General features: G+C 60.7%; 9 protein-coding genes. 4 read left to right on the top strand and 5 right to left on the bottom strand.

Annotation, left to right across the window (positions count from 1 at the left end; genetic code table 11):
- Positions 1-960: 960 nt before the first annotated feature.
- Entirely contained in the window at positions 961-1,596 is a 636-nt protein-coding gene (locus tag ACZ5TO_RS10830; RefSeq protein WP_464798089.1) for a recombinase family protein, read from the bottom strand.
- A gap of 332 nt (positions 1,597-1,928) precedes the next feature.
- Positions 1,929-2,630 carry a hypothetical protein gene (locus ACZ5TO_RS10825; RefSeq protein ID WP_464798088.1) on the bottom strand — a complete coding sequence of 234 codons (702 nt, stop codon included), beginning with the start codon at positions 2,628-2,630 and terminating at the stop codon, positions 1,929-1,931.
- 233 nt (positions 2,631-2,863) lie between these two features.
- Between ACZ5TO_RS10825 and ACZ5TO_RS10820 the strand changes: the two genes are divergently transcribed.
- Positions 2,864-4,009 (top strand): AAA family ATPase, encoded by a 1,146-nt coding sequence (locus ACZ5TO_RS10820; protein ID WP_464798087.1) that lies wholly within the window; start codon positions 2,864-2,866, stop codon positions 4,007-4,009.
- Positions 4,009-6,264, top strand: coding sequence for a S8 family peptidase (locus ACZ5TO_RS10815; protein ID WP_464798086.1), 2,256 nt, complete (start codon positions 4,009-4,011; stop codon positions 6,262-6,264). Before ACZ5TO_RS10820 ends, ACZ5TO_RS10815 begins: the two co-directional genes overlap by 1 nt.
- 118 nt (positions 6,265-6,382) lie before the next feature.
- Here the strand turns inward: ACZ5TO_RS10815 and ACZ5TO_RS10810 are convergent, their stop codons facing one another.
- Positions 6,383-7,261 (bottom strand): helix-turn-helix domain-containing protein, encoded by an 879-nt coding sequence (locus tag ACZ5TO_RS10810; protein ID WP_464798085.1) that lies wholly within the window; start codon positions 7,259-7,261, stop codon positions 6,383-6,385.
- A 124-nt stretch (positions 7,262-7,385) separates the two neighbouring features.
- On the opposite strand from ACZ5TO_RS10810, the gene ACZ5TO_RS10805 reads away from it, so the two are divergent.
- Together ACZ5TO_RS10805 and ACZ5TO_RS10800 are read left to right on the top strand one after the other, a co-directional pair.
- On the top strand, positions 7,386-8,912 hold the full coding sequence (locus tag ACZ5TO_RS10805) for a GMC oxidoreductase (RefSeq protein ID WP_464798084.1): 1,527 nt from the start codon (positions 7,386-7,388) through the stop codon (positions 8,910-8,912).
- Positions 8,913-8,929: 17 nt separating this feature from the next.
- Positions 8,930-9,778: a shikimate dehydrogenase family protein gene (locus tag ACZ5TO_RS10800; protein WP_464798083.1), complete on the top strand. Its 849-nt coding sequence runs from the start codon at positions 8,930-8,932 to the stop codon at positions 9,776-9,778.
- Between the two features lie 3 nt (positions 9,779-9,781).
- Here ACZ5TO_RS10800 and ACZ5TO_RS10795 read toward each other — a convergent pair whose 3' ends face one another.
- Positions 9,782-11,875 carry an ATP-binding protein gene (locus ACZ5TO_RS10795; protein ID WP_184140389.1) on the bottom strand — a complete coding sequence of 698 codons (2,094 nt, stop codon included), beginning with the start codon at positions 11,873-11,875 and terminating at the stop codon, positions 9,782-9,784.
- The gene (locus ACZ5TO_RS10790) at positions 11,872-12,612 is read right to left on the bottom strand and encodes a response regulator transcription factor (protein ID WP_464798082.1); all 741 of its coding nucleotides are present in this window, start codon (positions 12,610-12,612) and stop codon (positions 11,872-11,874) included. The genes ACZ5TO_RS10795 and ACZ5TO_RS10790 overlap by 4 nt, the downstream gene beginning before the upstream one ends.
- Positions 12,613-12,619: the final 7 nt, after the last annotated feature.

Raw genomic sequence — 12,619 nt, 5'->3', positions numbered from 1 at the left:
TTTAGTCAATTTCGAAATTCCCGTATTTGCCCGCTGGCGAGCGTCTTGCGTCTCGACGCCTCATTGCCTATCCCGAACCTCGTATACGTCCTGACGGGCCTCCCTGCCCGAAAGAGAAGCCATCGGAAAGCAAAACGTGCCGAGAGAGCCGAATACTAAGAACATCTCCGGATGGGTCGGACTTAAATACTGAAATTCAATCGTATTTCTGGCCCGTACGGCGATCCTGTAGCAGCAACACGCTTCATGTTCTTGCGCATTGCCGGGACATAATGCGGCTGTAATTGCTGCTGAGCAAATCTCTATTGCATAAGTTCCGTACATGAACGGAAATCATACCTTCAAGGGAAAGCTGGTATATCATAGCCGCAGAGATTTCGGCTTGGAACCGGGTAGAAGGCTGGTTGGTTCTGCCGGTGCATCTGCCATCGTGTCGCATGCTGGCATATGAAGCTCTGTAGCCTCTGCTTCATTAACGTATGCATTATCAAGCCGTATTTAAATACATACATAAATACTGTTTATAATTCAGTATCATTATCCTGTTTATTAGTATGGATATTACATATGTTATTGTAACTGGTATATAATATATATTATAATTATATATAATAACTGTATATATATCTATATATTAAACTGGTTCATATACTGGTACATATTTCCATCTACGATGGCCGACAGATACCGGACACCGGAAATCCGGCATTCTCATCTGCATGAACCATTCGGCAAACAAGCCTTCGGTTCTCCTATTACAGTCCGGAAGCGGACCAGCACCGGAACCTGTTATTCCTTATACGGTCCACAATCAAAGGACGTATCCATACGAAGCACGCAATCCGGATCATGAAGAGTTCGCAACCGGCTTTAAACCAGCAGCTTCGGCTGACGCACCACCGGCACCACCAGCTTATTCCTAGTAGGGGCAGGAAGCTGAATTTGCCCCCGGCTCCATCCTCACAACCCCCATTTCGCCAAGGCCGTTTCCGCCCCGGCCTGATCGCCCTTGATCCTGAGTACGGTCTGTCTGGTCAATCCGGTGGCCTTGGAAATCTCCGAAGCACCATTGCCGATTGCCAGCATATCCACGACCTGCCGGAACGTCTTGCGGTCATAGCTCGGCTTCTTTCCACGGTAGCGCTCGGCATCACCCTTGCTTGCCTCGATACCGGCCCGCTGAGCGGCTTTCGTCGCCTCGGCTTGAGCTTGCGCTGTCGCGGCCATGAATGCAATCAGCGCGTCCCTGACTGCCTGCTGTATCGGGTCCGCTGTCGCACCGTCGAACGTCATGCCGTTGATGACGGTTTTGACGATCACCCCTTGCCGCATGAAGTGCCGTATGGCGTCGGTCACGTCCTCGTAGTCACGGCCAAGCCTATCGACCCACCGGACAACCAGTACATCACCGTAGCGCAGCTTATCGTACAGTCTCTTGCCTTCCGGCCTGTCCGCAAGTCTCGTACTAACGCCTGACACGCCATGGTCGGCAATTACCTCGTCAATGACAAAGCCTGCCTGCTCGGCCTGTGTCCGTTGGTGGTCAAGCGTCTGGTCGATGGTCGATACGCGGGCATAGAGTACGGTCTTGGACATGGCCCATTCCTTTGTCCGTTAAGGTCATGTCCGTTAAAATGCATGTACGATGATCGAAGTCAACCCTTACGTACATTTTTTCGTGCACCATTCCAGATGTACGTTACGGTATACCTCTGCGGACAACGCCCCGTACCCCCGGCTTATGTCCTTTCGATCATGACGACCGCTGACAAAGGAAACTCGCATGCCTCGCCGGGAGCATTTTGTATGCCGCCCAACCAGTAGCGCCCCATGGGGGGAATTGGCCGCACGAAGCAGCTTGAATACCCCCTCGTAAAAATTTCTGGTTTCCGGCATTGCATAAATGCAGACACAGGCTGGGGTCGGGTTTATTCCTTCTTGGTAGGCACCAACCGTAAGGCTTGCTCTAGCCGCTCCTCAATATTGGAGGCCTTGCCCTTACCAGAAAGCCGCATTTCATGCTTGCTGAATACCGCCGCTATGTCGTCCTTGACGGGCTTCACGAATGGCACGGCTTCCTCGTTCGACATCCTGCCGAATGGAAACAGTCGATCTATCTGAAATTCCAACCTTGCCAAATCGACGGCTGCTTGTCCCGGATGAAAGTGCGAGCGCCGCTTCCTCTCAAGGTGGCGGCTCTCGAATACCTGTAGCGCACTCACAAGTTCGCGAACCGTTTGATAGCTGGTATCGTCAATAGCCTCCGCTACTGACATTAGCGTCTCTACAGGCCGTACAGGAAGCTTGATGGAATTCAGCGTACCCCCGCCCCATGCTATAAATCCGTTCTCAACGAACTCCATCAGCTCGGCAAGCGCGTGCGGTATGCGGATACGTGCCGCCCGCTCTTGCCGCTTCGATAATTCCAGTTGCTTCCGACGCTCTTCGACCAGTTGCTTCCGTTGGACAACCAATTGCGCATAGACAACTGCACCTGCGAGAAGCGCGACCGCGCCCGAGATTAGGGTCTGCCAGTCATACACATAGCCCCAAAAGCCATCGTACTTCGGCTGGGTGGACCACATGCCAATCGTCTTTAGTCCTTCCGTATAGATTTCCCATTCGTCCAAATCCGCCTCCTGTGTGCTGCTCGACGGACCATGCTGTCGCATCCGTTATCACATCCCCGCAAGGCATCGCCGCAGTCTGAAAGCGCATCAATCACGCCATCAAAGGCCCGCTTTCAATCAGCGCCCACGGGAGCCCGCACCTTCACATTAATGGAAATGGACTAGTTTTCCATATTGAAATGAAAATTAGTCCACTGTATATTGATGAAAAGCCATTGATAGACAGGCATAAAATGACAAAAACTGACGAATCAGACATCAAGGGCGAGTTTATAGTCCACTTGGCCAGACTTGGGATGGCCGGGAAATCCGGCGATGTGCAGGCTTATGTTCGGCGCATCGCGAAAAAGCTTAGCAAGGCTGATACGGCGCTTACCGATAGCCTAACGGACTTGCTTTCAAATCAGCCCTTCACGCCAAATGCAATGCGAGAGGCGGGAGCTGGCTTCGTTCCAGTTGATTCCGATTCGCGTCTGGCTTTGCTGCGGCAGGAGTTTCCCGTATCTCTGGAAGTTGACCCTATTCTCGATACGGACATAGCCGAGCAGCTTGAGCAGATAATAGCAGAACGCCAAAATCTTTCGTCGCTGGAGAAGGCTGGACTACCCCCAACCAGAACAGTCTTGTTTTCTGGCCCTCCTGGCGTTGGCAAAACAATGTCTGCACGGTGGATAGCCAAGCGGTTGAGAAGGCCCTTGCTCACGCTGGACTTGGCAACCGTCATGAGTAGTTTTTTAGGGAAGACCGGAGCAAACATTCGGCTAGTTCTGGACTATGCCAAAAGCATAGACTGCGTACTTCTGCTAGATGAACTTGATGCGATAGCCAAAAAACGTGACGACGACGGGGATGTCGGTGAGTTAAAGCGCCTTGTAACTGTACTTCTACAGGAAATCGATGAGTGGCCGCCTCGTAGCCTTCTCGTAGCCGCCACAAACCATGCCGAATTACTTGATCCGGCGGTTTGGAGGCGTTTTGATGACGTAGTTGTATTTCCGCTTCCGGACAACAAGACAAGAACTCAGGTTATCAACGTCGCATTTGACCGGGATGCCGACGCTATACAACCACTGCTGAACACGCTTGCCGACCTGTGGGAGGGTAAATCAAGCAGCGACATTACCCGCCTAGCCAGATGGATTAGACGAAGAACTGTTATCGGGAAAGTGCCTATGGAAGAAGCCTTGCTGGAGACAATCGGACGCGACATGAAATTAGCACCAGCGTCTGATCGTAAGAAGCTTTTACCTCTTCTCGCAGGCCTCGATATCGCTGATCGCCGTATCAGCGCAGCCACAGGAATATCAAGAGACACGTTGAGAAAGTACCGCACAGGTAATGCGCGAAAAATTTCTAGCAATATGGAGGATGATGATTGATGGCCACCACTCCAAGATACCTGATTGGCGGAGGCGAGAAGCTTAGCGTCGAGGTTGCACGTCCGCCTCGGGGCTTTGGAGACAAAGCACATCCGTACACCTTTTCTGAGGCGGTCGAGCGGCTATCACCACAGCTAGAAAGTGTAAAAAGTGAGCTGAGAAGCTTACCGAGCTTGGCTTGCCCGAACGGTGAGACCGTTGTTGGTATAACGCTCCATCCTACATATCTTGCTAAAAGCTATTATCCGGCAAACCTGATAACTGAGCTTAAGCTTAAGCACTTAGGCAGCCGGGCGGTGCATATCACACCGGACAAAGTCACATCAGAGAAAGTAGCCGATGACGATAGGCCGCAACCCGCCCCTCTGCTGTATCTTGCGGGTCGTCGCGAACGGCTGATGAAATTTGCTGAGGCGCTGCCTGATTGGCGTCCAGTAGAGCAGGCTGTTCGAAGCGAATTCAGAGAAATTGAAAAGGTGTCGCTGCCAGACTCTAGTCGTGCCAAGCGCCTACCTGATACCCCGTCTGACAAGGCTATACCACTTGAGATTGTTCTGCATGCTGATGCGGACGACGGTGGTTACATACTAGAGGGATTTGCAAGCTTCGCGAAATCCATAGGCCTCGATGTAGATTTGTCGCGTGGACGGCAGAATGGTGGGCTGTGCTTCCTGCCTATGTACGCACCAAAGCAGTTAGTACCTAGGCTTCTTCAGTTCTCTTTTCTTCGTGCACTGCGGAGCATGCCTAGAATTGTGCCACTTGATCCCGTAGTCCGTAGTCTGGTTCCAGGTTTTGCAGTTGACCTGCCAACTGATCCTGCAACGGCGCAGGAGATTAAAGTTGCAATTTTTGATGGCGGCTTGCCGAGTAACCACGGCCTTGACTCATGGGTTAGCCGTAAGAAGGCACCCGGCGTAGGCAACGCAATTCCGTCTGCCCAAGCGCACGGCCTTATGGTCACTTCTGCATTCCTGTTTGGATCACTGGACCCAAGCCGCACGCAGGCTGTACCGCCCGCAAACGTTGATCATTGGCGCGTATTAGGCGACGATACGACAAACGATGACTTTGAACTTTATTCTGTGCTCGAACGCATAGAGACCGTCTTGGACAGCAGGCCGTACGATTTCGTGAACATCAGCCTTGGTCCAGACTGTGCCATTGAGGATGATGACGTCAACGCATGGACATCAACCCTAGACACGCTGCTTGCCGACGGCGAAACCGTCGCTACCGTGGCATGCGGGAACAACGGAGAAAGCGACAAGGATTTAGGCCTTCATCGTATTCAGCCGCCATCTGATGGTGTGAACATGATTGCCGTGGGCGCTGCAAATAACTCGGGCGCTACTTGGCAGCGCGCTCCTTATAGTGCTTGCGGTCCCGGTCGTAGTCCCGGCTATGTCAAACCCGACATAGTTAGCTTCGGTGGAACACCTACCACTCCTTTCTTGGTATTGGGCGCTGCCGCACAAGGAACTGGTACACAAGGGACTAGCTTCGCTGCACCCTTAGCTATGCGAAGTGGCGTTGCAATCCGAGCGCAGTTTAACGACCCACTATGGGCACCCACGGTCAAAGGGCTGCTTATCCACCACGCCAATGCAGGAAGCAACGATCGTACAGAAGTCGGCTGGGGAAGGGTCTCGCATGAGATATCTGATCTAGTGACCTGTGCTGACGGTGAGGCACACATTGTATATCAGCGTCAAATGCCAACTAGTGGCGCTGTGCGACTATTCTTGCCCGTACCAGCTGGGCTCAGCGGTAACGTCGATATCAAGGCAACCTTCTGCTTCTTCTGTGAGGTCGACCCAGAGGATTCAATCAACTACACGCGTGGCGGTCTCGAAATCCAGTTCCGCCCGGATACACACAAATTGGGTAAGCCGTACTTTAAGGATGGCAAACTTATCACGCCAAAGCTCCCTCCTACGGACAGGTTTTTTCAGGCTGATGATTTCTATACCCCAGAATTCATGCGCAGAGATGATGCACAGAAATGGGAAACGACAATCACCAGAACTAAAACAAAACGGGCAACATCACTCAATGACCCGGCATTTGATGTCAGCCATATCACGAGGCTACACGGGCACAACGGTGGCCGCCGTCCACTTATCAAATTTGCACTGATACTGACTTTAAAAAACAAAGCAGTCGATTTGTACGATCAGGTTGTGACAGCTTCACGCAACCGCTTGCAGCCCATGGTTCCACGGACAGATATCCGTGTTATAACCCGTAGCTAACATGACCATAAAAGGGGGACATCGTGTCCCCCTAGCCATCCCTGAAAGCCCGGTTTCTAAGGCTTTTAAGCGATGGTGGGCGCTCCCTCCGGGCCCACCATTTCCCTTCTTCCTCCATTCACTCCGCCCCGCCGCTTGCGCGGGCGTGCTTGAAGTTTTCGCGGTAGCGGGTCGGGGGGAGGCCCTTGGCGGCTCGGAACTGGCGGGCGAGGTGGGCGGGGTCGGAAAAGCCGCTTTCGGCGGCGATGTGGCTCATCGGAAGGTCGGTCTGGACGAGGAGCTGGCAGGCCTTGCCGATCCTCAATTGCGTGACGTACTGGCTGATCGACATGCGCGTGCTGCGCTTGAAGACGCGCTGGAGCTGGCTGTCCGTCAGGTGGGCGATGGCCGAGAGCGGGGCGAGGCGCAGGGGGCGGTCGTAGTTGGCGTGGAGGAAGGTGAGGACGCGCTGCATTCTTTCGCGATCGCGCGGGTTTTCGCTGAGGGGGATTTCGCCGGAGGCAAGCGGGCGGCGGGCGCAGCCGGCAAGGTCGATGAGGATCGCCTGCAGTTCCAGCACCTGCCGCGCCGGGGGAAGGGCGCCGAGCGCCAGCAGGCGCGGGCGCAGCCGCCCGGCGGCGCCGTCGGTGAATTCGAGGCCGCGGCCGGCCTCCGCCGCAAGCCTCGCAAGAGGCACATATTCCGGCATCAGCGCCATCAGGCCTTCGATCCATGCCGGCGTGAACCAGCAGACGATGGCGCGGTGCAGCCTGTTCTCGCCGATAAGCGCCTCGGACTGCCAGGCATGGGGCAGGTTCGGGCCGAGCAGCACGAGGTCGCCGTCGCCGTAGCGCTCGACATGATCGCCGACGAAGCGCACGCCGCGGCTGCCCACCGTCAGCGTCAGCTCGAATTGCGGGTGATAGTGCCAGTTGAAGGGAAAGGCCGGCAATTGCCGGTCGAACAGCAGCCAGGATCGGTCCGGCGGGATGGTGACGGTTTCAAACCAGGGCTGCATTGGTGCATTGATCCTTGCCGGGCATGAAAGAATGCGGTGATCGTACAAGAAATTGCGGCAGGAAAGAATGGCGCGGGAAGGCGCGCTCCGCAATTCTCATGCCGTAGGGCAAGGGAGGGCTTTCATGGACGCGACGATCAGGCCGGACGTGGTGATCATCGGCTCGGGCGTGGGCGGCGGCTCGGTGGCGCGTCAGCTTGCCGGCTCGGGCGCGAAGGTGCTGATCCTCGAACGCGGCGATTTCCTGCCGAACGAGCCGGAGAATTCCGATGCCGAGGCGGTCTTCGTCGAGGCGCGCTACCGCACGCGCGAGGAATACCAGGACGAGAGCGGCCGGCGCTACCGGCCGGGCCAGTATTACTATGTCGGCGGGCATACGAAATTCTACGGCACGGCGATGTTCCGCTTCCGCGAGAGCGATTTCCGCGCGGTCGGGCATGAGGATGGCCGCTCGCCGGCCTGGCCGTTTTCCTACGACGATCTCGAACCCTGGTATGGCGAGGCGGAGCGGCTGTTCGGCGTGCGAGGGGAGGCAGGGCACGATCCGACGGAGCCGCCGCGGGCCGGCCCCTATGCCCATTCCGCCATTCCGCACGAGCCCGTCATCGCCCGCATGGCGGCAGAGCTGGAGCGGCAGGGGCTTCGCCCTTTCCACATGCCGTCGGCGGTGGACTTCGGGCCGGGCGGACGCTGTCGGCGCTGCGGCACCTGCGATGCCTTCGCCTGTCGCTACGGCGCCAAGGGCGACGGGGAGATGCGGCTCATCCGGCCGGCCCTCAAGCATCCCGACGTCACGCTCTGGACGAAAGCGCAGGTGATGCGGCTGGTCGCCGCGCCGGACGGGCGCATTGCGGCGGCGGAGGTGATGCGCGACGGCGAGGCGGTCCGGGTTGAAGCATCGCTCTTCGTGCTGAGTGCAGGGGCAATCAACTCGGCGCTGGTCCTGCTGCGCTCGGCGAGCGAGGCTTATCCCGAAGGATTGGCCAATCGGTCCGGCGTCGTCGGCCGCTATCTCATGAACCATCACCTGACGGGGTTGATGGGCCTCCTGCCGTTCCGCGTGAACGACACGAAGTTCCCGAAGACCCTGTCGGTCAACGATTTCTACCACGGCCTGCCGGAGGATGCCGCCGCGCGCGGCAACCTCCAGATGCTCGGCAACATCCAGGGGCCGATGATCCGCGCGGCCTATGGCTGGATGCCGCGCCCGCTGGCAAATCTCCTCGCGCGCCACAGCGTCGACTGGCTCTGCATGTCCGAGGACCTGCCGCGCGCGGAAAGCCGGGTGCGGCTTTTGCCCGGCGACCGGGTGGAGGTCGCCTACCATCCCGGCGATCGGGCGGCGCACGACCGCTTCGTGCGGCATGTGCGGCGGCACCTGCGGAAGATCTTCCCGGCGGTGCTGCGCCATTCCTTCGGCATCGAGGGCCCGTCGCATCAATGCGGCACGGTGCGGATGGGGGAGGATCCGGCGCGCTCGGCGCTCGATGCGCTGTGCCGCGCGCACGATCACCGCAATCTCTATGTCGTCGATGCCGCCTTCTTCCCGTCGTCGGCGGCGCTCAACCCGGCGCTGACGGTCTGCGCGCAGGCCTTGCGCGTCGGCGCCCACCTGCGCGACGCCTGGCGCGCCGGCGCGTTCGCCGCCTGATCCGAAAGGAACGTCTCATGGCCCGCAACTTCCTCTCGCCGCTTACCGGCTCCTTCGCCATGCCTGCGGCGGAAAACCCGACCGTCGCGATGGTCGAGGCGGCCTATCGCCACCATGGGCTCGACTGGCGCTACCTCAATTGCGAGGTCGCGCCGGACGCGCTCGGCGATGCCGTGCGCGGCGCCCGCGCCATGGGGTGGGCCGGGTTCAACTGCTCGATCCCGCACAAGGTCGCGGTGATCGGTCATCTCGACGGGCTCGGCGAATCCGCCCGCATCATCGGCGCGGTCAACACGGTCGTGCGCCGGGGCGAGCGGTTGATCGGCGAGAATACGGACGGCAAGGGTTTTGTGGCGGCGCTGAAGGCGATCACGGATCCGGCGGGCAAGCGCGTCGTGCTGCTCGGCGCGGGCGGCGCGGCGCGGGCCGTCGGGGTGGAGATGGCGCTTGCCGGTGCGTCGCAGGTCACGGTCGTCAACCGCGATCCGGGGCGAGGGGCCGAGCTCGCCGGCATCATCGACCGGCAGACGCCGGCCGATGGGCGCTACGCGCCCTGGGCGCCGCGCTACAAGCTGCCGCCGGGGACCGACATCGTCATCAACGCCACCTCGATCGGGCTTTTCCCGGATGTCGAGGCGATGCCGGACATCGACATGGACAGCCTGCAGCCGGAGACGGTCGTCGCCGACGGGATTCCCAATCCGCCGCTGACGGCGTTCCTGCGGGGGGCAGAGGCGCGCGGCTGCCGCACCGCCGACGGGCTCGGCATGCTGGTCAACCAGGGCATCGTCGCCATCCGCTACTGGACGGGCATCGATGCGGATGCCGCCGTCATGCGCAAGGCGCTCGCCGACCTCGGGCTTTGAGGTTCAGGCGGGGAAGGAGAGTTCGACCGTCGTGCCCTCTCCGGGCACGGAGAGGATGCGGGCATCGCCGCCGCTCTGGCGCATGAAGCCGTAGACGACGGCAAGGCCGAGGCCCGCTCCGCCTTCGCCGTCGCGGGTGGTGAAATAGGGCTCGAAGGCCTTGTCCACGGCGTCCGGCGACATGCCGATGCCGTCATCGGTGACGGAGACCACGACGCCGCCTTCGGCCTTCACGCAGCGGATGAGGATCGTCCCGCCTCCCGGCATGGCCGCGGCGGCGTTGAGGCAGAGATTGAGCACGGACTGCTCGAAGAGCGCGGCGTCGAGCTGCACGGTCGGCAGGTCGACGGCGATATCGAAGACGAGGCGGCACTTCTCGCCGACGGCGATTTCGAGAACATCCGCCATGCCGCGCAGCACGGTGCCGATCTCCACCGCACCGGGGCGGATGGGCTGCTGGCTGCCGATGGACAGCATGCTGCCGGCAAGCGAGCGGCCGCGGTCGGCGGCCTTGCGGATGCGGGCGAGGTGCCGCTTCTGCCGGTCGTTGAAGCCCGCCTCGCGCTCCAGAAGGCCGAGGCTGCCGGTGATGATGCCGATCATGTTGCCGACTTCGTGGCTGACCTGGTGGGTCATGCGCATGATGCCGTCGAGGCGCTGGGCCTTTGCCGCCTCCGCCTCCTGCCGGTCGATGTCGGTGACGTCGCGCGCCAGAAGCACGATGCCGCCGTCCGGCTGGCGCGACAGCGAGATTTCCGTCACGCGGTTTTCCGGCGAGCGATGGCGCAGCACGCTGCGGCTGCCGAGCGTCCCGCCGTCCCCGTCGGCGGGCAGGAGGGCGGGGTCGATCTCGGGAATGGGTCCGACGAACCTGCGCAGCGGGAGCTTGCGCGCCGAGCCGGACCAGCCGACGAGCTCCATGACGCGGCGGTTCATGGTGATGGGCGCGCCGCGCGGGTCGAAGAGCGCGATGCCCTCGTTCATCGTGCGGAAGGTCGAGCGGATGGTGCGGGCGGCCGCTTCCGCCGTGCGCCGCAGCCGCGAGACGCGCTCGACGCTCTCGCGGAAGGCGCGGAAGGCTTCGAGAAGCCGCACCAGCTCGGTCTCCGAGCCGGCATAGCTCGGCGTCTCGACGTCCCGCCGCCCTTCGGCCAGCGCGTTCATGCCGTTCGACAGCGAGACGATGCCGCGCGAGACGCGCATGACGGAGCGGATGGAGAAGATCGACATCGCCAGCACCAGGAGCGCGGCGAAGGCGACGATGACGAGAAGGCGGCTCAAGGCGTCGGAGGTGGAGACGAGGTCCTCGTTGAGGCCGCGGGCGACCGCCTCGCTCTGGGTTTCCGTCGCATGGGAAAGATCGCGCGAGACGACGTGCAGGCGGGCGACGGCGGCGCGGATCGAGAACATTTCGAGGAGGTAGCGCGTCTGCGCCTCGAAGACCCGCTCGTAGGGCGCAAGCTCGGCGGCGGCGATCCGCGTGTCCGGCGAGGCGCGTTCCAGCCGCGGCGTGGTCTCGGTGACGTAGCGGCGGCGCAGCTCGCCGAGCTGGAACAGGCTGTCGGAATTGGAGGCGGACTGCACGATGGCGTTCAGCCGGTGGCGCAGGTCCGCATCGGCGATGCCGCTGCCGGTGGCGATCTCGCCGAGCGCGGCGGCGGCCTCGGCCTTGTGCTGCTGGGCGGAATCGGCGTCGCCTGCCAGCGTCATCGTCTGGTTGCGGATGGTCTCCAGCAACTCGACGATGCGGGCGCTGGCAAAGCCCCTCACGGTCTTGTCGCCGTCTTCCGGCTGCATGGTGCGAAGGAGCGTATCGACCTGCGCGACGACGGAGCGGCTTTCGCTGGAGACGCGGTAGGGCGAGGTGGCGTTCATCAGGAAGGGCGCGCTGGAGACGAGGTCGGAGACCTGCCGCGAGACCAGCGAGGCCTTGGCGAGGCTGGAGAAGGCCTGTAGCCCGTAGGCCGCCATTTCCTCCCGCGCCCGCTGGAGCCCGTAGACGGCGATGGCCGCCAGGCTGAAGACGAGGACGCAGATGAGGGCGATGGCGAAGGGCAGGCGGAAGGCGATGGAGGAAAGATACGGCCGGTTGATCACGGAGCGAGCCCGCCCTCGTCGGTGTCGAGCACGTAGCCCTTGCCCCGGCGCGTCTTGATATGGCGGGGCAGGTCCGGGTTGCGCTCGATCTTGCGGCGCAGGCGCAGCACCAGCACGTCGACATTGCGGTCGATGTAGCGGTCGCTCTCCGATCCCAGCCGCTCGAGGATCTGCGCGCGGCTGACGGGGGCGTTCGGCGTCTCGGCGAGGATCTCGAGCAGGGCGAATTCGGCGCTGGTCAGCGACTTGCCCGGATCGGAAAGGCAGGTGGCGCGGCGGTTCTTCAGGTCCACCGACCAGTCGCCGAGCTGGAGCGCGGCGGATTCCCCCTCGCGCTCGGCCTCCCGCTCGGGTTTCAGCGAGGGGATCGTGCGGCGCAGCACGGCCTTGATGCGGGCCGTCAGCTCGATGGGCTCGAAGGGCTTGACGACATAGTCGTCCGCCGCCGTCTCCAGCCCCAGCACGCGGTCGGCCGCGCTGCCGGCGGCCGTCACCATGACGATGCCGATGTTCGTCTGGGCGCGCAGGCGCTGGGCGAAGGTGCGCCCGGACGTGCCCGGCAGGTTGTGGTCGACCAGCACCATGTGCACGCTCTCGCGCGCCAGCACGCAGGCCGCCTCCTCGGCGGAGGACGCGGTCACGGGCACCCAGCCTTCCGCCTCCACGAGGTCGGAGATGAGTTCGGCCATGTCCGGATCGTCCTCGACGATGAGAATCCGAATCCTCTCGTTCAGCATGAAAGTC

It is taken from the genome of Shinella sp. Sh6 (assembly GCF_055392685.1).
This window is presented reverse-complemented; position numbering and strand designations above follow the sequence as displayed.